Below are 22198 nucleotides of genomic sequence, written 5' to 3' on the forward strand. Positions count from 1 at the left end.
CCGTAATAAAATTAGGATAATGTCTCTCTCTTTAAGAGCTTTTGGAGTTTGATACAAAGTTCGCAGTAATCGTAAAATGATTCTGACCATGCTTCAAGGTTAGTATTTCTCACAGGCCACCTTACAGTTCCAGCAAGTGCCATAAAATGAATGCATTCATCGATGTTAGTGAGAGCCACTATCAGTTCGGTATCCAAGAATGGTAACTGAACAAACAAACGCTTAATAATTTCTTGTGTTCGATACTTATGATGATCAAAGAACTGAAGCCAGCTTGCGTATTGCTCTGGATTAATTGCTATCATCAGCGGTGCCTTGGCATTAGGATCAATCCTGGTCATAGCTTGATTGAGCAAGCTTTTATCAAGACTTTCAATATTCAAAGAGATTGCACTCTCTTTAGCAATCGAATTCACCTGTGCTGAGCAGATCCCAATTATCGATAAAATATGTTTTTCAATATATGGCGTTATATTTTCTTTATCCCTTATTTCTTTCTGATGAACTACAAAAAGATAAAAGATATAGCTGGATATAACGGAAAGCAAAATGCCATCTACAACCAGTCCCAACTGATATCCAAAGTTAAATAGCTCAGTAATTTGATTAAAACAAAATAACTTCAACAAGAGCAAAACCAAGGATATCGCTACCAAACGATTTGCCATAGGGGCAGCTGACCTAATAAGTTTGAGCATAGTCCTCAATTGCCCTTCAAGTAATTTTATCAATATGAAGAGTTTATTCGAACTCGATTAAAGAGTGCTAGTAAACATAACTAGAAAAGTCGGGATTCCCGACTTTTTTGATCAAAGACCTCATGAAACTTACCCAACAAAAATCCACACATCAGGTACGTATTCAAATTTTGGACGAAAAAAAGGGCTACGTTTTCACGTAACCCTTTCTTACAACTAACCTCTGATTATTTGCAGCAAGAATTTTTTTCTGTGCCACAACTTTCTTTCTTACCATTGCAGCAAGAACAACCACAATTGCAGCCGCAATTACAGCCACAGCCGCAACCAGATTTACCTTTGATAAGGTATTTGACTAACGCAGCAATGGATAGCACCAAAGCGACATTCATTAAAATGCACATTGCAATTGCGTGCATAGGGATTGTTCCATTAAACATTTCATACATAATTCTCTCCTAAAGTTAAAAAACTTATAACGACAGACTTCTGATACTTAATTCGAATTAGTCTAGCCAATAAGGCGCAACAAAAGCGAACCAGGAACCCACTGCAAAAAACAATAATGAGATGCCATAAATCACATTCGACATCTTTCTTGCCTTCATACAAGCTTGCGCTAGTTGTTTATCTGCTGGACAAGGTAGCTTGGACGAACGCCACTGCATGAGCCCAGCAAGCAGTAATAACGTGCCTGCGATACCAAACACAAGTGGCTTATGCTCACTAATCCAAATCAGTTGTGGCACGTTACTCACCAATCCAATTAATACTGCCCCTAAGCCTAGGCTTACTAACAGCGCTGGAATGGCACAACAAATAAGCGTCGCACTGCTGGTAAAAAGAATTAACCAGTTCACTGCTAATACTTTCTTCATCGATAAAAGTTGAGAATTCACAGTCATTACTTCACCTCTTTCATATGGGTATGATCTGCCTTAATTTCAAGAAGCTTCTTATTGATATATTCAACACTTGCGACATCATAGCCAGCATCCTTAATTAACTTTGTGAACGCTTCCAAGCTCATGGTCTTTTGGTCTTTAAGCTCAACCACCACCATACGGCTTTTTAAATCCACCCAAACATCTTGCGTGGAATCTTGCTCACGCAGTTTCTTACTAATGCCTTTCGCACAAAATGCACAGACCATGCCCTTTACCTCTGCGTGGATGGAAGTTGCAGCAAATGCTGTGTTGGTAAAAATTGCTAATACTGCGATAACAAATAGTTTTTTCATGATGGTTCCTTATCAAAAAGTGAGCATTAAATTGAGTCTGGGTGTGCGTGATTCGCTATCCCATGGGTTGGTAATCCCAAACTCAAGAAAGTAGTTTTGGTTGATGAGTCTTAGCGCTGGAGTAACTTCATTACGCATCGCCATGTTTTCTGTGGTGCGAGCTTCAACGACAAACCAAGGTTGAGTTTCCTCAAAACTTGTTTCATAGAAAGAAAAGCCGCCTTGCACACTATAGGTGTCATATTGAATATGAGGTGCACGTACCATTCTGGCTTTCGCCAAGAAATAGACACGTGTCGTTTCATAATCAAACTGAACGCTAGGTGAATAAGAAAACCCACTAGAATCACCAGAAGCTTCGCCTATGCCAGTCATAAACCATAAGTTAGCTTGACCACTCGGCATATTCCAGCGCTTGATAAGTCCTGTGTAATTGATGTTAGTAATGAGATTGGTTTGCTTCTCGCCTCTCATCCACATGGTTTCAACGCCAAAGGCGTGACCAACTGAGGGAGAGTAGTTCAGCATGAGTTCTTTTTTATCCACCGAGAACTCACTCATTAACATTGCGCTATCTTTGAATCCCATTAGCGCAGCCGCTTGGGCTGGTAATGTGACCAATAGCAACAATGCAAGAAATAGTCTTGCAAGCATGATGCCTCCGAAAATAATTTAAAAAATTACGATGCGTTAAGCATCAATCGGAGGGCGATGGTCTGGAGTGATGTTGTGTGTGGAGGAAACCCACATAGCGTTGAAAGCTAGTGAAGTGGCTTGAGGAACAATATGAGTGTTAACTTCATTAAGTGGAGTAACAAATCCGACGCAGAAAGCACAATGCTGGCAATGTGCATCGCCAGTGTTGTGTTTCATATCTTGATGCGTAATCCCACTCTCGTTATGCATGTCATGACAAGAGTGCGAAGCTTTCGCAGTCTCGTGCGAAGCAGCATTTGCTAATTCCATCTGCGTTGCAGCGTAAGCCGCACCACTAAAAAATAGCGGCGTCCAAAGCAATAGCAACAAAGCGACGATTTTATGAATTGACTTCATAATACTTATGATACGCTTCGTGAAGCTAAAGTTCATCTATTAATAAATGGGAATAGAAATGCAGTGGATAATATTTAAATATGCAATTACAGCTGGGATGGTGGTATTAATTTCTGAAGTTGCAAAGCGTAGTGATAAATTAGGTGGACTGATTGCCGCATTGCCTACTGTGACAGTATTAACGTTAATTTGGCTATTTATGGAAAACCAATCCAGCGAGAAGATTGCCAATCATGCTTGGTATACCTTTTGGTATGTCATCCCAACCCTTCCAATGTTTTTAGCGTTTCCTTGGTTACTAAAGCGTTTTAGCTTTTGGTCAACAATGGGGATTTCTATCATCGTCACGCTTATTAGCTTTTATTTTTTTGCTAAGCTCATTAAAGGCTGGGGAATTGAATTACTCTAAGCGTGAAAACTTTTGACATTCCAATCCCAAAACGTCGGGATTCCCGACTTTTTTGATCTAAGACCTTTTGAGTTAAAACCACACATCAGGTCTGCATTGAAATTTTGGACGAAAAAAAGGGCTACGTTTTCACGTAACCCTTTTGTAATACTTGGTGGGCTGTGCGGGGATCGAACCCACGACAAACGGATTAAAAGTCCGCTGCTCTACCAGCTGAGCTAACAGCCCTTTAGTTATCTTGCAGGAAGCTAACTAACGAAAGGTCGCAATTATCTATAAAAAATGACCGCCCGTCAATCAAAGTCTAGCGTAAACCTGGAAATTTTCCTTGCATGGCGCGCATCATCTTGCCCATTCCACCTTTTGAGAACATTTTCATCATCTTTTGCGTCTCTTCAAATTGATTAAGCAGTCGATTGACATCTTGGACTTGAAGGCCGGCACCAGCGGCGATACGACGTTTACGTGTTGCTTTAATCAGCTCTGGTTTTTTACGCTCTAATGGCGTCATGGCATTGATAATGCCTTCTATACGTCTAATGGCTTTATCGCCATCATCGCTATTCATTTTGCCCGCCATGCCTGACATTTGGCTGGGAAGCTTATCCATCAGCGCACTCATGCCGCCCATGTTACGCATTTGTACCATTTGCATTTTGAAGTCTTCTAAGTCGAAGCTTTTGCCAGACTTTACTTTATCCGCGAATTTTTTAGCTTCGTCTAAATCAACATTTTTTTGCGCTTGCTCAATCAGCGAAAGCACATCGCCCATACCAAGCACGCGCGAAGCCATCCGTTCAGGGTGGAATGGCTCTAAGCCATCCACTTTTTCACTGACGCCAATAAACTTAATTGGCTGACCAGTGACATGACGCACCGAAAGCGCCGCACCACCTCGTGAGTCGCCATCTAATTTGGTAAGCACCACACCTGTCAGCGGTAGCGTTTCGCCAAAGGCTTTTGCGGTGTTTACCGCATCTTGACCTTGCATCGCATCGACCACAAAAAGGGTTTCAACTGGGTTAAGTAGCGTATGCAGATCTTTGATTTCGGCCATCATGGCTTCATCAATGCCCAAACGACCAGCGGTGTCGAAGATTAAGACATCGTAGTAAAACTTTTTAGCATGCGCCAAAGCATCGCGCGCAATGTCCTGGGGCTTCTGGCTCGCATTTGAATCGTAGCAATCGACTTCTAGGCTATTGGCGAGCGTTTTTAATTGTTCGATGGCGGCAGGACGGTAAATGTCCGCACTCGCAAGCAAGACTTTTTTCTTTTGCTCTTTTAATAATTTGGCTAATTTTGCCGAGGTAGTCGTTTTACCAGAGCCTTGCAAACCCGCCATGAGGATAATCGCTGGTGGCACCGCGGCAAGATTTAAGCCTGCGTTTTGTGCACCCATCAGCTTAGTAAGCTCATCATGCACCACTTGAATCACCGCTTGGCCTGGGGTCAGGCTATCAAGCACCTCACGTCCTTGCGCACGCACTTTGACCTCAGCAATAAAGTCTTTAACGACGGGCAATGCCACATCCGCTTCCAAAAGCGCCATGCGCACTTCACGCATTGCATCGGCAATATTATCTTCACTAAGCCGAGCTTGGCCGCGCAAGTTTTTAATGACGCTTTGTAAGCGGCCGCTTAAGTTTTCTAACATGTTGGGGGTTACCTTATTTTTCTTTCAAACAGTGGGCAGGTCTGGCATTAACCTGCCAGAGCGCTCATGCTATAGTATGAATTCATTTATCAACATTTTAACTCATATCATTACTTTGATATTAAACCTATGCAAGCATCAATCTACTTACCCTATTTAATTGTGATTGTTTTATATAGCGCTGTCGCTGTTCGTTTTTGGCGCACATCATCAATGCAATCAAAATCAAACAAACATGCTGTTTTGATCGCACTTGGGCTCATTGTTCATGCCAGCTTGCTCTATCAAGACATTTTTATTGGTGATCTCAATCTTAATATTGCCAATACACTTTCGCTTATTTTATGGCTGACTGTCTTTATCTATTGGATTGCTAACTTTAAGCACGACCTTCAGAGCCTTCAAGCCTTTGTGTTGCCGCCAGCAGCTGCAAGCTTGGCCTTGCAAGCCTACTTTCATAATAATGTGATCGTGGCTTTTGCCAACGACCCGCTCTTTATGATCCACATTGCAATCGCATTACTTGCTTATAGCCTGTTTACGTTTGCCGCATTACATGCACTATTGATGGCTGCCGCTGAACGTAGCCTGCATCAAAAAACATCACTTATTAAGCTACCAAGCTTTCCGCCCATCATGACCATGGAAACATTGCTGTTCAGAATTATTGGCTTGGGTTTTATCTTGCTCACATTGACGTTGATTAGCGGCATGCTGTTTTCTGAACAAATTTTTCATCAGGCGCTAAAGCTCAACCATAAAAACATCTTTACGATTATTTCATGGCTGATTTTTGGTAGCTTGCTACTTGGCAGAGCCCGCTATGGCTGGCGAGGTCGCACAGCCATCCGCTGGACGCTGACAGGCTTTGCTGTACTACTGTTAGCCTATATTGGCAGTAAGTTTGTGCTAGAGGTGTTGCTTGGTCGTTAGGCTCAATTAATTAGTTACGCAGACTGATGATTGGCCAGTCTTGATCTTTAGCATAAGCCTCTAGTACTGGGTCTGGGTTCACAGCCACAGGCTTGTCCACTCGCTTCATCAATGGCAAATCATTGTGTGAGTCGCTATAAAACCAAGTGGTATCAAAATCTTTTAAGGTCTCTCCGCGCTCAGCAAGCCACTCATTTAGGCGCGTAATCTTACCTTGCTGAAAGCTAGGCGTACCAACGACCTTACCTGTAAATTCTCCGTTCACTTCTTCAGGCACAGTACCAATTAAATTGGGGATGCCGAAAGCCTGGGCAATTGGGCCGGTCACAAAGCTATTTGTGGCAGTAATAATCAGCAATACATCGCCATTGGCTCGGTGCTTCTCAACCAATGCACGCGATTTTTCTGTCATCATCGGCTGGATTTTGGTTTGCATAAATTGCAAATGCCAAGCATCTAGCTGCGCTCTTGAGTTGTTGCTTAAAGGCTTAAGCTGGAACGCCAAGAACGCATCAATATCAAGCTTACCCACTTTGTAATCCGCATAAAATTGGTCGTTAATGCTTGCGTGTGCCGCACGATCGACCACGCCGATATCAATTAAAAACTCACCCCACTGATAATCGCTATCACCAGCTAACAAGGTGTTATCCAAATCAAAAATTGCTAAATCCAATGCCTACTCCCTTGATGAAAAAAGCCCCCTAATTTTTGGGGGCTTTGCGCTTACTTGATGACTAAATTAAATCTGCGGATGTGCCCGTTCTGATTTGGAATGAAGCTTGTTCAAAGCATTTAAATAAGCTTTTGCGGAAGCTATCACAATATCCGTATCAGCACCTTGACCATTCACAATACGGCCACCTTTAGCAAGACGAACGGTCACTTCACCTTGCGCATCCGTACCGCTAGTAATGTTGTTAACTGAATACAAAAGCAATTCAGCGCCGCTATTTACAATCTTCTCAATCGCTTTAAATGCAGCATCTACAGGACCACCACCATCGGCCTCCGCACGTTTTTCAGTGCCGCTATCAAGCACAGCCACCACTGCATGTGGCGTTTCGCCAGTTTGTGAGCAAACTTGCAAGTAAGCTAATTTAAAATATTCTGTATCGTCACTGACGAAATCATCGCTCACCAAGGCTTGGATGTCTTCATCAAAAATTTCAGATTTTTTATCAGCCAAAGTTTTAAAGCGAGCGAAAGCTGCATTCAATGCTTCTTCGCCATCCAAAGCGATGCCCAATTCATCTAAGCGAGAACGGAAAGCATTTCGGCCAGACAACTTACCTAAGGTTAATTTGTTGGCGTTCCAACCCACATCTTCTGCACGCATAATTTCGTAAGTTTCACGGAACTTCAATACGCCATCTTGGTGAATGCCGCTCTCATGCGCGAAAGCATTGGCGCCAACCACAGCTTTATTTGGCTGCACTGGATAGCCAGTAATCGTAGAAACCAATTTTGATGTCGGCACAATTTGTGTCGCATCAATCGATGTTTCTAAATTAAACACGTCACGGCGGGTGCGCACTGCCATCACAATTTCTTCCAAGCTGGCATTACCTGCGCGCTCTCCCAAACCATTAATCGTACATTCCACTTGACGCGCACCACACATCACCGCGGCCAAGGAGTTGGCTACTGCCATGCCTAAGTCGTTATGGCAATGGGTTGACCAGACCACTTTGTCTGAGTTCTTAACGCGCGCAATCAATTGTTGCATGCGCTCGCCCCAAAGCGCGGGAATTGAATAGCCAACAGTATCTGGCACGTTAATGGTTTTAGCGCCCGCCTCAATCACAGCATCAAACACTTGCACTAAAAAGTCCATATCAGAGCGCACAGCATCTTCCGCAGAGAACTCAACGTCATCGGTATATTCCAACGCCCATTTAACAGCCTGCACCGCACGCGCCAACACTTGGTCTGGCGTCATGCGTAATTTGTTTTCCATATGGATAGGCGATGTTGCAATAAAAGTATGAATACGGCCTTTTTTCGCAGGTTTAATCGCTTCGCCCGCACGACGAATATCATTCTCATTCGCACGCGCTAATGAACAAACGGTCGATTCTTTAATGATTTCAGCCACAGCATGAATTGCGTCAAAGTCGCCAGGGCTTGCCGCGGCAAAACCTGCCTCGATCACGTTGACACCCAACTTTTCAAGTTGGCGCGCAATACGGATTTTCTCTTCTTTAGTCATTGCTGCGCCTGGGCTTTGTTCGCCATCGCGCAAGGTTGTATCAAATATGATTAATTGATTATTTGTTGTCATTTTATTTTTCCATCTAAATTTCTATAGCTAAATTTTTATAGCAATACCCGCTATGCATTCGTCATAACGGCGTGGCAAATCTATATATGAGGTGTGCGTCAGTATACTGCCTAAGGCAGTAGCGCTAGACGTGATAAAGCGCCAGCCAAGATTTGGCTGGAATTTGAACAAGCTGATGTGTAATTGTTTAATAACATCAAGAAATAATATCATGCTTTTTTTCTAGCTCAAGACAATTAAATTGATGAGGCTGATAAGTTTTTATTACGAAAGCTTTATGGTCAATTTTCTGATTCACTGACTTGATTACCCAATACAGCCTTGGGCTTAGAAAAAAGCATCAACCACAACACATACCCAGATAAGGCATAAACCAATGCCACAAAGAACAAGACCTCTGGTGGACTATATGAAATCAGTACGAACGCTAAGACGATTAAAAGAATCACCACAAAAGGAACACTATTTTTTAAGTTAATCTCTTTGCCACTGTAAAAACGCAAATCTGTCACCATCGACAAACCGGCAAATAAAGTCACTGACCAAGCAATCCATTTCATTTTGAACCATGGATAAAAAATGAAATCTCCAGCAATGTCATTATCGAAAGCCACCCAAACCAAACCAGCTAACAATGCAGCAGCAGCAGGACTGGGCAAGCCTTGGAAATAACGTTTATCAGCAGTACCAAGTTTGGTGTTAAATCTAGCCAAGCGTAATGCAGCACTCGCACAATAAATAAATGCCGCAATCCAGCCCAACTTACCCATAGGCTTTAATGCCCAAACATAAACCACTAATGCTGGCGCAACACCAAATGACACCATGTCAGACAAACTATCGTATTCCGCACCAAACGCACTTTGCGTATTGGTCATGCGAGCCACTCGCCCATCCAAACCATCCATCACCATTGCGATAAAAATCGCCACGGCGGCGTGTTCATACTTGCCATTCATGGCCTGTACGATAGCGTAAAAACCAGCGAACAAGGCAGCAGTGGTAAACAAATTGGGCAAAAGATAAATGCCGCGCTCACGCAAACTTGGCTCTAATGCGTTTCTTTTGCGACGAGGACGTGGAGTAGCTTCAGCCATCTGGGTGATTTCCAATAGTAAATTTTGTTTAGTATATCAAAGCCAAGCCAAATAGAGCATGGCTGACTATGATAGTATCGCGTTTTGATTCATTAACCCTGATAAACATCAAGCTATTATTTTCATGCAATTTTCTCTGATTACACAAGACGGCCAAGCGCGCCGCGGCACAGTAAGCCTGACACATGGCGACGTGCAAACGCCAGCTTTTATGCCTGTGGGCACTTACGGGTCTGTCAAATCTTTATCCCCCAGTGAAATCCGCGATATTGGCGCCCACATTGTGCTCGGCAACACCTTTCACTTATGGCTAAGACCTGGCTTGGATGTTATTGAGGCGCATGGCGGCCTTCATCAATTCATGAGTTGGGATGGCCCAATTTTGACGGACTCGGGCGGCTTCCAAGTGTGGAGCTTGGGCGACTTACGCAAAATTTCAGAGGAAGGCGTGAAATTCCGCTCACCTATTAATGGTGACAGTTGCTTCTTGACCCCTGAAGAATCGATGCGGATTCAAAAAGTCCTCAATTCTGACATCGTCATGATTTTTGACGAATGCACCCCTTATCCAGCCACCGTTCAAGAAGCCCGCGACTCCATGCAATTAAGTTTGCGCTGGGCGCGCCGTAGTAAAGATGCCCACGAAGGCAACCCAAATGCATTGTTTGGCATTATCCAAGGCGGCATGTACGAAGACTTACGTGACGTATCACTCAATGGACTCACTGAGATTGGCTTTGATGGCTATGCGATTGGCGGACTTTCTGTGGGTGAACCAAAAGAGGATATGTTACGCATCCTAGCGCACACTGCACCCAAGATGCCGAAAGACAAGCCTCGCTATTTGATGGGCGTGGGCACACCTGAAGATTTAGTAGCGGCCGTTAGCAATGGCGTAGATATGTTTGATTGTGTGATGCCGACTCGCAATGCACGCAACGGCTGGTTATTTACGCGTAACGGCGACATTAAGCTTAAAAATGCCCGCTACAAAATGGATACAGGGCCTCTAGATCCAGAGTGCACGTGTTATACCTGTCAAAACTTTAGTCGCGCATACTTGCATCACTTGCACAGATTAGGTGAAATTTTGGGATCGCGCCTCAATACTATTCATAACCTGCATTACTACCAAGAGCTGATGGCTGGCATGCGCTCGGCGATTGAATCACATACCTTTGAAGCCTTTAAGCAAGAATTTATCACTAAGCGCAGCAGTCTTAACCAAAAGGTATAATAGGTAGGCATTGCCACTCTATGCTAAAATTTCTGTATTGAATAATTGTCTCAACCTCGCTATTTAAGCTCAATCTATAGAAAGGCTATATCTTATGTTTATTAGTTCTGCATACGCGGCTACTAGCACTGCTCCATCAGATTGGACAAGTTTTGTTCCAATGATTGTGATTTTTGTATTGTTCTATTTCATGCTGGTTCGCCCACAAATGAAACAAGCAAAAGAACAACGCGCCATGATTGAAGCATTAAAGGTGGGCGATGAAGTCGCTACTTCAAGCGGTATTCTTGGCAAAGTCACTAAAGTAGGTGATAACGTTGTGAGCCTTGAAATTGCTCCATCCATTATTATCAATGTACAAAAATCAGCCGTTCAAGCCCTGTTAGATAAAGGCACCATTAAAGCACTCTGAACAACTTAACTCTCACCAAAACCATAGGCTTGTGAGTCACAAGCCTATGTCATTAGACCTTAACGCGAGCCGCATTATGAATCGTTATCCATTGTGGAAATATATCTTAGTTTTGACAGTCCTTTTATTAGGACTTGTTTATTCCATGCCCAATATTTTTGGCGAGTCTCCGGCGGTACAAATCACCACCGCGAAAGCAACGTCAAAATTAGATCCAGCGTTATTAGGCAAGGTGGAAGCAGTGCTCCAACAAGAAAACATCAAAATTGATGCGATTTTTATGGATGCAACGGGTGTGAAAGTTAGATTCTCCGATGCTGATACCCAAATTAAAGCAAAAGACGTCCTCAAAAGTAGTTTTGGTAAAGATTATGTGATTGCATTGAATTTGATTTCTCGGTCACCAAGCTGGCTAACTAACATTCATGCGCGTCCAATGTATTTGGGCTTAGATTTACGTGGTGGGGTTCACTTTTTACTGCAAGTTGACATGAAGGCCGCGCTAGACAAGGCTGCAGATCGCTATGTCGGCGACTTCCGTGCATCACTTCGCAAAGAGCGTGTTTCCTATTCTGGTGTTGTTCGTGATGAGCAAAGCATACAAATCAAATTTAGCGATGCTAAAGAACTCGCCAAAGCAAAGAAAATTATTAGTAATGATTTTCCCGACTTAACCCTCAAAGAAACGAGTGACTCCCTCACAGCTACTTTGAACTTACAGGCGCAAAAACGTATTCAAGAGTTCGCGCTGAAACAAAACATCCAGACCTTACATAACCGTATCAATGAGCTTGGTGTGGCTGAGCCTATCATTCAACAACAAGGGCTAGATCGTGTTGTTGTTCAACTCCCGGGTGTTCAGGACACCGCAAAAGCGAAAGAAATTTTAGGCAGAACAGCCACCTTAGAAATTCGTTTAGTTGATGAAGACAAAAGTGATCCTACGACATTAGAACAAGCACGTAATGGCCAAGTCCCATTTGGTGATGAGTTCTTTATGGACCGCAACGGTCAACCAATCCTTGTGAAAAAGAAAGTGGAACTCACTGGTGAATACATTACTGATGCAGGCCCTGGTGCTGATCAGCAAAGTGGTCGTTCAGCGGTTAACGTGACGCTTGATGGTCGTGGCGCACGTATTTTCAGACAAGTGACTAAAGACAACGTCGGCAAACGCATGGCTATTTTACTCATTGAAAAAGGCCAAGCCGAGGTAATCACTGCGCCAGTAATTAACGAAGAAATTGGTGGCGGTCGCGTCCAAATTTCTGGCATGAATAACACACAAGAAGCCACTGACATTTCCTTACTTCTTCGGGCTGGCGCACTTGCTGCCCCAATGGACATTATTGAAGAACGTACTGTCGGCCCAAGCATGGGTGAAGAAAACATTAAACGCGGCATGCACTCTACGATGTGGGGATTTGCAGCAATCGCTGTATTTATGATTATTTACTACGTGATGTTTGGTGGCATTTCGGTGGTCGCGCTTGGTATCAACTTATTGTTGTTGCTAGCAATCCTTTCAATGCTCCAAGCCACATTGACATTACCAGGCTTAGCCGCGATTGCACTGACACTGGGGATGGCGATTGATGCGAACGTATTGATTAACGAACGTATACGTGAAGAGTTACGCAGCGGTAACTCAGCCCAAGCATCGATTCATGCTGGTTACGACCGGGCGTTCGATACGATTTTGGATTCCAACGTCACCACCATGATTGCAGGCTTAGCATTGTTTATGTTCGGCTCTGGCCCAGTGAAAGGCTTTGCTGTGGTGCACGTGCTTGGTATTTTGACTTCTATGTTCAGTGCGGTTGTTGTATCGCGCGCGATTGTGAACCTGGTGTATGGTTATCGCCGCAAAATCAATCAATTGGCGATTGGCTAATTCCAAGCATCAAACTAACGCTTCTCTAACAAACGTTGATTAAGAGTAAAGATTATGGAAATTTTTAAGATTAAAAAAGACATTCCGTTTATGAGTTATGGCCGTCTGACCACAGCCATTTCATTGGTCACCTTCTTGTTTGCGGTGTTCTTTCTCGCAGCTAAAGGCTTAAACCTTGGTGTCGATTTTACTGGTGGCACGGTCGTTGAAGTCAGCTACCCACAATCCGCAGACCTTGTAAAAATACGCCATGCAGTGGACAGCATCGGACTGAATGAAGCCACCGTCCAAAACTTTGGTTCCAGTCATGACGTGATGATTCGCTTACCGCTTAAAAAGGGTGTGACTTCAGCACAACTTTCAGAGCAGGTCTTAACGGCGTTAAAACAAGAAGACAGTACTGTTGAAATGCGCCGGGTTGAAACCGTTGGTGCACAAGTGGGTCAAGAGCTTTACGAAAACGGTGCATTGGCTTTATTGCTTGTTTCAATCGGCATCATGGCTTACTTAGCATTACGTTTTGAATGGCGCTTTGCGGTTGCTGCCATTATCGCAAACATGCATGACGTGATTATCATTCTTGGCTTCTTTGCATTTTTCCAATGGGAATTTAACCTCACCGTGCTTGCAGCAATTTTAGCGGTACTCGGCTACTCAGTGAACGAATCAGTGGTGGTTTTTGATCGCGTGCGTGAGAACTTCAAAAAAATGCGTAAAGCAACTGTCACCACTGTAATTGATAACGCAATTACCCGCACCATGTCACGTACCGTGATTACCCACTTCTGTACTCAATTGATGGTGCTTTCAATGTTGTTGTTCGGTGGCGAAACGCTGCACAACTTCTCATTAGCGCTGACCATTGGGATTTTATTCGGGATCTATTCTTCAGTATTGGTGGCATGTCCAATCGCTTTGTATTTAGGTGTTTCCCGCGAAAACCTAATTACGGGTGCTGAAAAGAAAGAAACCATCGACGAGATGCCTTGACAACTAAAGGCTAAAGCGTAGAAACTAAACTATTCTATTCAATAGCGATTTAACTTGGACATCCCTCTACATTTGCAATTCATCGTACTAGGATTGCTACTTGGCTTATCAGCGTTTTTTTCAAGCGCTGAAACCAGCCTGATGACCCTCAATCGATATAGGTTGCGTCATCTCGCAAACGATGGCCATCGCGGGGCTAAATTAGCACAGGCGCTACTAAAAAAAACTGATCACCTACTTGGTGCAATTTTGTTAGGCAATACTTTTGCCGCAGTAGCTATCGCAACGATTAGTGACGACATTAGTATGCAGATGCTTGGTGAGGGCAACACAGGTCTTATTGTTGGCACAGTTTCAGTCACATTTATTATTTTAATTTTTGGCGAAATCACCCCTAAAGTAGTTGCTGCAGCACACGCCGAGAAAATAGCTTTTGCTTACAGCTACGTTCTATACCCGCTTACAAAAATACTCTACCCAGCCATTTGGTTTACTAATTTATTCGTGACTGGATTACTCAAGCTATTTCGTATTAAAGTCAATTTTTCTGAAGTGACGCAGGCCATTACGACTGAGGAGCTTAGAAGTATTGTGACTGAATCAGGGCATTACATTCCTCATAAAAACCGTGCAATTTTGCTTAACTTGTTTGATTTAGAAAACGCTACGGTCGATGACGTGATGACCGCGCATACTCAAATTGAAGATGTTGATCTCGACACGCCTTTTGAAGAGCTGTTACAACAAATATCATCTAGCAACCACACGCGCTTATTAGTAAAACAAGGGGCTGAAGAAGAAATTGTAGGCATCATTCATATTCGCAAGGTGATCAATCAACTGCGCAATGGCGAACTCACCATCGAAGGATTGCGCGAAGTGATTAGTGAGCCCTACTTCATCCCATCCGGCACACCGCTTTACACCCAAATTCAGCAGTTCCAAGAACATCATCAGCGCATGGCATTGGTTGTGGATGAGTATGGTGAACTCAAAGGCCTGGTGACACTCGAAGATATATTGGAAGAGATTATTGGCGACTTTACGACCCAATCACCACTCCGCGCCAATACGTTTCATCAAGAGGAAGATGGCACTTGGGTTGTGGATGGTAGCTGCTCATTACGAGATTTGAACAAAAAACTAGGGCTTAATCTACCCATTGATGGCCCGAGAACACTCAATGGCCTTGTGCTTGAGCACTTTGAGGATATTCCTGAACCTGGCACCAGCATTCGCATTGGCGACTGCGCATTGGAGATTATGCAAACACAAGACAAAATTGTGAAAAGCGTGCGCTTGATGCCACTAAATCAAGAAGTCGAACTAGGCTAATCGACAAGCACTTTAAGATTGAATTTTTTAGATCAAGCGCAATATAGGAAACATCATGGCTGGCATTAAGCATCAAGAAAATACAATCGAGGCAACGAAAACCCAAAAACCAAAGCCGCCTTCGATGTATAGCGTGTTGATCTTTAACGACGATTACACCCCAATGGAATTTGTCGTCGAAGTGCTCCAGCGTTTTTTTAATAAAAACCGTGAACAAGCGACGCAAATTATGCTCCAAGTACATACCAAAGGTTCAGGCGTATGCGGCATTTATCCGCTCGACATCGCTGAAACTAAAGTTGGGCAAGTCATTGCGTTTGCAACCGAGCATGGCCATCCTTTGCAATGTAATATGCAAGAAATTTAATTTAATCAGAAGTAATAAAGGTAGTAATCATGATTGCTCAAGAATTAGAAGTTTCCCTACACATGGTCTTTATGGACGCCCGTCAGAAGCGTCACGAGCTCATCACTGTCGAACACTTGCTAGTGGCGATGATAGACAATCCAACGGCTGCTGACGTTTTGCGGGCATGTGGCGCTAACTTAGATAACCTTCGCTCTGAGCTTAATCATTACATCGAAGAACATACCCCAATGGTGGGTGGCGATGAAGAAGTCGATACACAACCGACCTTAGGTTTTCAACGCGTGATTCAACGTGCGATCTTGCATGTGCAATCATCGGGCAAAAAAGAGGTAACAGGCGCCAACGTATTAGTGGCAATCTACGGCGAAAAAGATTCACACGCAGTGTTCTTTTTGCAACAACAAGGCATTACACGTCTAGACGTGGTGAACTACATTTCTCATGGTGTAGCAAAAATGGCAGAAGAAGCTAAACGTGCTGACACTGACCAAGCAGCGGATACTGAAGCGCCTCCAGCAAGCGCTCTAGACAGCTATACACTCAACCTAAATGAACAAGTCCTCGCTGGAAAAATAGACCCAGTCATCGGCCGCGACAAAGAACTCGAACGCGTCATTCAAACCCTTTGCCGTCGCCGCAAAAATAACCCGCTATTAGTTGGTGAAGCTGGCGTTGGCAAAACTGCTATTGCCGAAGGTCTAGCTCGTCGTATTGTTGAAAAATCTGTCCCAGAAGTGCTGGCTAATGCTGTCATTTACTCACTCGACATGGGCGCATTATTAGCTGGCACCAAATACCGCGGGGACTTTGAGCAACGCCTCAAAGCTGTAATGAAAAAATTAGAGGAACAGCCTGATGCTGTGTTATTTATTGATGAAATCCACACCTTGATTGGCGCAGGTGCAGCCAGTGGCGGCACTTTAGATGCTTCAAACTTGCTCAAACCTGCCCTTTCAAACGGCTCGCTCAAATGCATAGGTGCAACCACCTACCAAGAATATCGCGGTATTTTTGAAAAAGATCACGCACTGTCACGTCGCTTTCAAAAGGTAGACGTCGAAGAACCTAGTATTGCTGAAACGGTGCAAATTCTTAAGGGATTAAAATCACGCTTCGAGAAACATCACAGCGTGAAATACACCCTTGGCGCACTCAATACCGCCGCTGAGCTTTCAGCTAAATATATTAATGACCGTCACTTACCAGACAAGGCGATTGACGTCATTGATGAAGCAGGTGCCGCACAGCGAATTTTGCCTAAATCCAAGCAAAAGAAAGTCATTGGCGATAAAGAGATTGAAGACATCATAGCTAAAATTGCGCGTATTCCGCCTAAGAATATTTCCAGCGATGACCGCAATGCACTCAAAACGCTAGACCGCGACTTGAAAGCCGTTGTATTTGGCCAAGATAAAGCCATTGAATCGCTTGCGTCCGCCATCAAAATGGCCCGCAGCGGCTTAGGCAGTCAAAACAAACCTATCGGATCTTTCTTATTCTCAGGCCCAACAGGCGTTGGTAAAACTGAAGTGGCCAAGCAACTCGCCTATACCCTAGGCATCGAGTTAGTGCGATTTGATATGTCTGAGTATATGGAACGTCATGCCGTATCACGCTTGATTGGCGCGCCTCCTGGCTATGTAGGTTTTGAGCAAGGTGGCTTGATGACTGAGGCAATCACCAAACATCCTTATTGCGTATTGCTACTCGACGAAATCGAAAAAGCACATCCTGATATTTACAATATCTTGTTACAAGTGATGGATCATGGCACGCTCACTGACAATAATGGCCGCAAAGCTGACTTCCGCAACGTCACTATTATTATGACGACTAATGCTGGCGCAGAATCCCTTTCTAAAACCACCATCGGATTTACGCAAGGCAAGCAAGCAGGGGATGAAATGGCAGAGATTAAACGTCTATTCAGCCCTGAGTTCCGCAACCGCCTGGACGCAACTGTTTCATTTGCACCACTTTCACAAGAAATCATCATGCGCGTGGTGGATAAATTCTTGATGCAATTAGAAGATCAATTGCACGAGAAGAAAGTAGAGGCGAACTTTAGTGACAAGCTCAAAGCTTATTTAGGTAAAAAAGGCTTCGATCCACTGATGGGTGCTCGCCCGATGTCTCGTTTAATTCAAGACACCATTAGACGTGGCCTGGCAGACGAGTTGTTATTTGGCAAGCTAGCGAATGGCGGTCATGTATTTGTAGATATTGATGACAAAGACCAAATCACTTTAGATTTTGAAGATATCGCATCGGATAAATCTGTTGGAAATTCGGATCAGCAGACAGCGGATTTGACGGACTAACAAAAGTAAAAAAATAAGGGCGCAGTTCATTACTGCGCCCTTATTTTTATGGTTAAGTCTCACGCCACACCGGATGCTTTTGCATCACATCAATAAATAATCGGCTACTTAATAAACCACTTAACCAAGTCTTCAGTGCTGGGTAATTGGCGCCCTCAAACCAAGCCTCATCCACCATACAAAACTGCCGCACAAAAGGAAAAATAGCGACGTCAGTTTTTGAAACTGTGTTGCGACACAAGTAGGCGTTTTGTTGAAGCAGTGACTCTAAGCGCTCTAAAAATGCTTCGCCTTGCGCGCGATAAACATCAGGTGGATTTTCAGGAAAACGAATCGCGTATTTGTATTTATCCAAGGCCTGTTTAAAAGCACCATCGTTTACCTCAATCAAATCAGCACTAAATTTTTGTAGTTCCGGGTCTTGAATAATCCATGCATTTACATCGGATTGTTCTAAAGCCCAATCCATAATATCCAAGCTCTGCTCAAGCACTTTGCCGCTAGCAAGTACTAACACAGGCACCGTGCCCTTGGGTGAAACTGCGAGCATATGAGCAGGCTTTTCTCTTAAAGCAATCTCACGAATTTCAACATCAATATTGGCATAATGGAGTGCCATACGAGCCCGCATGGCATAAGGGCAACGACGATAGGAATATAAAATTGGCTGATGCAAAAGCTACTCAGCGATCAAATGAAGCAATACATTACGGGTATGCGATGCCAAACGATGCTCATACAAAAAAATGCCTTGCCAGGTGCCAAGCGCCACTTTGCCATCAATAAAAGGAATAGAAATCGATGTTTGGGTAAGAGCGCTGCGAATATGCGCAGGCATATCATCAGGGCCTTCTGACGTATGAATAAATAATTGATCGCCATCTGGCACCAGCCGTGCAAAAAAGCTTTCCATATCCACCAGCACATCTGAATCGTAATTCTCATTAATCAAAAGGCTGGCTGAGGTATGTTGAACATAAAGGGTCAACAAGCCCATTTTAAGGCCGCTGTTCTTCGCCCAAGTCAGCACTTGAGGCGTAAGGTCGTATAAACGACGACCGCTGGTTTTAACGCTGATTTTATGACTAAGCTGTTGCATCAACCATTAAAACCCAAAGCGATAAAACATTCCCGGGCCATAATAAGGACGAGGGTAGCCCCAATAAGGACTGCGAGAGTAGCCCCACCAAGGGTCATAATACGGTTTTCTTAATTGGTACTCGCGCTTCAGCTTTTGCTGTTCTTGGAGTTTCATTTGCTCGCGTTTATTTAACTCCTCGGCAAACCCGTCACGTATCGCTTGCTCATGGCTAGCTTGAATATAATCAAGCACTTTTGCGTCCACGCCTTTTTGACCCATCTCCAATACTTGAGATGGGGTTAAGGCATATTGCGATTGGCTCTCTTTGATTTTTTGAATAATTTGCTCGGCAGGTACTTTAGCTTGCGAAAGCTGAACAATTTCATCCAAGCTCAAATTAGGCACTTGCTTGGGCATGATGCGCTCAAGTTCTTCAGGCGAAATCCGCTGAATTTGTGGCGGTTGATCAGGAATGCTGGCACAGCCAACGACCAATATTACAGCCGCTAGCCATACCGCATGTTTAGCCAAAAAAATCAAACCATTCATTGATTATCCTTGTTTAGTAAAAAGCATTTTTCCAGTTTTGAAGTCTACCTTAATGGTGTCTTTCGGTGCGAAAGTACCTGCCAAAATCTCGCGAGAAAGTGGGTTTTCAAGCTCACTTTGAATCGCACGTTTTAGCGGTCTTGCCCCGTAAACAGGATCAAAACCTGCATTAGCAATTTCAGACAATGCAGCTTCACTGACCTCTAGGTGCATATCCATCGCCGCCAAGCGTTTAGCCAAGTATTGCAATTGAATGCCAGCAATCGCTTTAATGTTGCTTTCACCCAATGCGTGGAACACCACAATTTCATCAATACGATTGATAAACTCAGGACGGAAATGTGTTTTGACTTCCCCCATCACTGCCAACTTCACCACTTGGTAATCATCACCCTGCATGCCTTGTATCATCTGGCTACCTAAGTTAGAGGTCATGATGATGACAGTGTTTTTAAAGTCCACAGTGCGTCCTTGACCATCCGTCAAACGACCATCATCCAACACTTGGAGCAAGACGTTAAATACATCAGGATGCGCTTTTTCAACCTCATCTAGCAAAATCACTGAGTAAGGTTTACGGCGAACAGCTTCCGTTAACGTGCCGCCTTCTTCATAGCCCACATAGCCAGGAGGCGCACCAATCAAGCGTGACACAGAATGCTTCTCCATAAACTCGCTCATATCGATACGAATTAAATGGTCTTCTGAATCAAACAAGAAGCCAGCCAGCGCCTTACAGAGCTCGGTTTTACCTACACCCGTTGGGCCTAAGAACAAAAACGAGCCATAAGGACGGTTCGGATCACTCAAACCTGAACGTGAACGGCGAATAGCGTCCGATACCAAACGCACTGCTTCATCTTGGCCGACCACACGTTCATGGAGCTTGGTTTCCATGGTGAGTAATTTTGCACGTTCGCCCGTCATCATTTTAGACACAGGAATCCCCGTGGCACGGCTCACCACTTCAGCAATCTCCTCCGCGCCAACTTGTGTGCGAAGTAGCTTGTTAAGCTTCACTTCGCCTTTATCTTCTTCAGCGGCAGCGTTTTTTAGCTGCGCTTCTAAGGCAGGCAACTTGCCGTATTGCAACTCAGATACTTTTTGCCATTCGCCTTTGCGAGTGGCTTCATCCATTTGCTGCTTAATCTTTTCAATTTCTTCTTTGATATGCGCAGAGCCTTGCACTTGCGCTTTTTCGGCTTTCCAAATGTCCTCTAAATCAGCCGATTCTTTCTCAAGGCGACCGATTTCATCTTCAATCAAAGCAAAGCGCTTTTTAGAAGCTTCGTCCTTTTCTTTACGCACGGCTTCACGCTCAATTTTTAATTGAATCAAACGACGATCAAGTTTATCCAAAGCCTCTGGCTTACTGTCGATTTCCATCTTGATGCGCGCTGCCGCTTCATCAATCAAATCAATCGCCTTGTCAGGCAAGAAGCGGTCGGTAATATAACGATGGCTAAGCTCAGCTGCTGCTACAATCGCAGGATCAGTAATTTCTACGCCATGATGAAGCTCGTATTTTTCTTGCAAGCCACGCAAAATCGCAATAGTCGCTTCAACGGTAGGCTCATCCACCAAAACCTTTTGGAAACGACGCTCTAACGCTGCGTCTTTTTCAATGTATTTTCTGTATTCATCCAAAGTCGTTGCGCCTACACAATGCAACTCCCCACGGGCCAATGCAGGCTTAAGCATATTGCCAGCATCCATTGCGCCTTCGGCTTTACCAGCAGCCACCATGGTGTGCAGCTCGTCGATAAAGACAATGGTTTGACCTTCATCCATCGCCAATTCTTTTAACACAGATTTCAAGCGCTCCTCAAAATCACCGCGGTATTTTGCACCAGCGAGCAAAGCAGCCATATCGAGTGACAGGACTTTTTTGCCTTTGAGTGATTCAGGTACTTCGCCATTTACAATCCGTTGCGCCAAGCCTTCTACAATTGCGGTCTTACCCACGCCTGGCTCACCAATGAGGACAGGGTTGTTTTTGGTACGACGTTGTAATACTTGGATAGCGCGACGAATCTCATCATCACGTCCAATCACAGGGTCTAGCTTACCCATCCGAGCACGTTCGGTTAAATCCAAGGTGTATTTTTTGAGCGCTTCGCGTTGACCTTCTGCTTCTTGATTGTCCACAGACTCACCGCCACGGACAGCACTAATTGCCGCTTCCAAAGCAGCTTTATTCAAGCCGACTTGTTTGAGCAATTTTGCTGTATCGCCTTTATCTTCAGCTAATGCCAACAAGAACATTTCACTGGCAATATAGGCATCGCCACGTTTTTGAGCGTGCTTGTCGGTGAGGTTAAGGAGGTTATTAAGGTCGCGTGAAATCGCCACTTCGCCAGCGCTCTCACTCACTTTAGGAAGTTGTCTAATCGCAACTTGCAGGCCTGCTTTTAGCGGCTCAAGATTCACGCCCGCACGTGCCAGTATGGATGACGTGCCGCCATCTTCTTGACTCAATAAAGCGGATAGCAAATGTGCAGCCTCGATACTGGTATGGTCGTTGCCAACAGCTAAGCTCTGCGCATCGCTCAAGGCTTGTTGGAATTTGGTGGTTAGCTTATCAATTCTCATTGCATTACTCCATCTAGGATGTTTGTAAATCTTATATGGGGCAGAT

At 44.2% G+C, this 22198-nt stretch carries 22 protein-coding genes and 1 tRNA gene; 9 read left to right on the forward strand and 14 right to left on the reverse strand.

The window, feature by feature from the left end; all coding sequences use genetic code 11:
* Nucleotides 1-11: 11 nt before the first annotated feature.
* From BN1209_RS07210 to BN1209_RS07235, 5 genes are all read right to left on the reverse strand, one after another.
* Nucleotides 12-668, reverse strand: a complete 657-nt coding sequence (locus BN1209_RS07210; RefSeq protein WP_144402563.1) for a hypothetical protein — start codon at nt 666-668, stop codon at nt 12-14.
* Nucleotides 669-1204: 536 nt separating this feature from the next.
* Entirely contained in the window at nt 1205-1603 is a 399-nt protein-coding gene (locus tag BN1209_RS07220) for a hypothetical protein (RefSeq protein WP_171816516.1), read from the reverse strand.
* Nucleotides 1603-1938 (reverse strand): heavy-metal-associated domain-containing protein, encoded by a 336-nt coding sequence (locus tag BN1209_RS07225; protein ID WP_045751577.1) that lies wholly within the window; start codon nt 1936-1938, stop codon nt 1603-1605. The genes BN1209_RS07220 and BN1209_RS07225 overlap by 1 nt, the downstream gene beginning before the upstream one ends.
* A gap of 12 nt (nt 1939-1950) precedes the next feature.
* On the reverse strand, nt 1951-2592 hold the full coding sequence (locus BN1209_RS07230) for a hypothetical protein (RefSeq protein WP_045751578.1): 642 nt from the start codon (nt 2590-2592) through the stop codon (nt 1951-1953).
* Between the two features lie 36 nt (nt 2593-2628).
* A complete protein-coding gene (locus BN1209_RS07235; protein WP_045751579.1) occupies nt 2629-2991 on the reverse strand; it encodes a hypothetical protein in 363 nt (120 codons plus the stop codon).
* A gap of 58 nt (nt 2992-3049) precedes the next feature.
* On the opposite strand from BN1209_RS07235, the gene BN1209_RS07240 reads away from it, so the two are divergent.
* A complete protein-coding gene (locus BN1209_RS07240) occupies nt 3050-3400 on the forward strand; it encodes a DUF3147 family protein (RefSeq protein WP_045751580.1) in 351 nt (116 codons plus the stop codon).
* A gap of 152 nt (nt 3401-3552) precedes the next feature.
* On the opposite strand, the gene BN1209_RS07245 is transcribed toward BN1209_RS07240, so the two are convergent.
* Together BN1209_RS07245 and ffh are read right to left on the reverse strand one after the other, a co-directional pair.
* Nucleotides 3553-3628: transfer RNA gene (locus BN1209_RS07245), tRNA-Lys, on the reverse strand.
* Between the two features lie 76 nt (nt 3629-3704).
* Nucleotides 3705-5057 carry a signal recognition particle protein gene (gene ffh, locus BN1209_RS07250; RefSeq protein WP_045751581.1) on the reverse strand — a complete coding sequence of 451 codons (1353 nt, stop codon included), beginning with the start codon at nt 5055-5057 and terminating at the stop codon, nt 3705-3707.
* Nucleotides 5058-5186: 129 nt separating this feature from the next.
* Here ffh and BN1209_RS07255 point away from each other — a divergent pair, with 129 nt between their 5' ends.
* Nucleotides 5187-5990 carry a cytochrome C assembly family protein gene (locus BN1209_RS07255; RefSeq protein ID WP_045751582.1) on the forward strand — a complete coding sequence of 268 codons (804 nt, stop codon included), beginning with the start codon at nt 5187-5189 and terminating at the stop codon, nt 5988-5990.
* Between the two features lie 10 nt (nt 5991-6000).
* Here BN1209_RS07255 and BN1209_RS07260 read toward each other — a convergent pair whose 3' ends face one another.
* The 3 genes from BN1209_RS07260 to pssA all read right to left on the reverse strand — a co-directional run bounded on the left by BN1209_RS07260 (nt 6001) and on the right by pssA (nt 9371).
* Nucleotides 6001-6666 (reverse strand): histidinol-phosphatase, encoded by a 666-nt coding sequence (locus tag BN1209_RS07260; RefSeq protein WP_045751583.1) that lies wholly within the window; start codon nt 6664-6666, stop codon nt 6001-6003.
* Nucleotides 6667-6732: 66 nt separating this feature from the next.
* Complete coding sequence (locus tag BN1209_RS07265; protein WP_045751584.1) at nt 6733-8274, reverse strand: 2-isopropylmalate synthase; 1542 nt, start codon at nt 8272-8274, stop codon at nt 6733-6735.
* Nucleotides 8275-8555: 281 nt separating this feature from the next.
* Complete coding sequence (gene pssA, locus BN1209_RS07270; protein ID WP_045751585.1) at nt 8556-9371, reverse strand: CDP-diacylglycerol--serine O-phosphatidyltransferase; 816 nt, start codon at nt 9369-9371, stop codon at nt 8556-8558.
* A gap of 124 nt (nt 9372-9495) precedes the next feature.
* On the opposite strand from pssA, the gene tgt reads away from it, so the two are divergent.
* The 7 genes from tgt to clpA all read left to right on the forward strand — a co-directional run bounded on the left by tgt (nt 9496) and on the right by clpA (nt 17930).
* A complete protein-coding gene (tgt, locus tag BN1209_RS07275) occupies nt 9496-10608 on the forward strand; it encodes a tRNA guanosine(34) transglycosylase Tgt (RefSeq protein ID WP_045751586.1) in 1113 nt (370 codons plus the stop codon).
* 94 nt (nt 10609-10702) lie between these two features.
* Nucleotides 10703-11020 (forward strand): preprotein translocase subunit YajC, encoded by a 318-nt coding sequence (yajC, locus tag BN1209_RS07280; RefSeq protein WP_045751587.1) that lies wholly within the window; start codon nt 10703-10705, stop codon nt 11018-11020.
* Between the two features lie 76 nt (nt 11021-11096).
* Entirely contained in the window at nt 11097-12914 is a 1818-nt protein-coding gene (gene secD, locus BN1209_RS07285) for a protein translocase subunit SecD (RefSeq protein WP_045752052.1), read from the forward strand.
* Nucleotides 12915-12968: 54 nt separating this feature from the next.
* Nucleotides 12969-13904, forward strand: coding sequence for a protein translocase subunit SecF (gene secF, locus BN1209_RS07290; RefSeq protein ID WP_045751588.1), 936 nt, complete (start codon nt 12969-12971; stop codon nt 13902-13904).
* 60 nt (nt 13905-13964) lie between these two features.
* Nucleotides 13965-15239 carry an HlyC/CorC family transporter gene (locus tag BN1209_RS07295; RefSeq protein ID WP_420885828.1) on the forward strand — a complete coding sequence of 425 codons (1275 nt, stop codon included), beginning with the start codon at nt 13965-13967 and terminating at the stop codon, nt 15237-15239.
* 55 nt (nt 15240-15294) lie between these two features.
* Nucleotides 15295-15606: an ATP-dependent Clp protease adapter ClpS gene (gene clpS / locus BN1209_RS07300; RefSeq protein WP_045751590.1), complete on the forward strand. Its 312-nt coding sequence runs from the start codon at nt 15295-15297 to the stop codon at nt 15604-15606.
* Between the two features lie 29 nt (nt 15607-15635).
* On the forward strand, nt 15636-17930 hold the full coding sequence (gene clpA, locus BN1209_RS07305) for an ATP-dependent Clp protease ATP-binding subunit ClpA (protein WP_045751591.1): 2295 nt from the start codon (nt 15636-15638) through the stop codon (nt 17928-17930).
* Nucleotides 17931-17982: 52 nt separating this feature from the next.
* Here the strand turns inward: clpA and BN1209_RS07310 are convergent, their stop codons facing one another.
* From BN1209_RS07310 to clpB, 4 genes are read right to left on the reverse strand one after another with little or no spacing between them, the layout of a single operon-like run.
* The gene (locus BN1209_RS07310; RefSeq protein ID WP_082048426.1) at nt 17983-18606 is read right to left on the reverse strand and encodes a glutathione S-transferase; all 624 of its coding nucleotides are present in this window, start codon (nt 18604-18606) and stop codon (nt 17983-17985) included.
* Nucleotides 18607-18609: 3 nt separating this feature from the next.
* Nucleotides 18610-19029, reverse strand: coding sequence for a secondary thiamine-phosphate synthase enzyme YjbQ (locus BN1209_RS07315; protein ID WP_045751593.1), 420 nt, complete (start codon nt 19027-19029; stop codon nt 18610-18612).
* 6 nt (nt 19030-19035) lie between these two features.
* Nucleotides 19036-19560, reverse strand: coding sequence for a hypothetical protein (locus BN1209_RS07320; RefSeq protein WP_045751594.1), 525 nt, complete (start codon nt 19558-19560; stop codon nt 19036-19038).
* A gap of 3 nt (nt 19561-19563) precedes the next feature.
* The gene (clpB, locus tag BN1209_RS07325; RefSeq protein WP_045751595.1) at nt 19564-22152 is read right to left on the reverse strand and encodes an ATP-dependent chaperone ClpB; all 2589 of its coding nucleotides are present in this window, start codon (nt 22150-22152) and stop codon (nt 19564-19566) included.
* Nucleotides 22153-22198: the final 46 nt, after the last annotated feature.

Origin of the sequence: Candidatus Methylopumilus turicensis (assembly GCF_000953015.1) — a bacterium.
Classification (GTDB): Bacteria; Pseudomonadota; Gammaproteobacteria; order Burkholderiales; family Methylophilaceae; genus Methylopumilus_A; species Methylopumilus_A turicensis.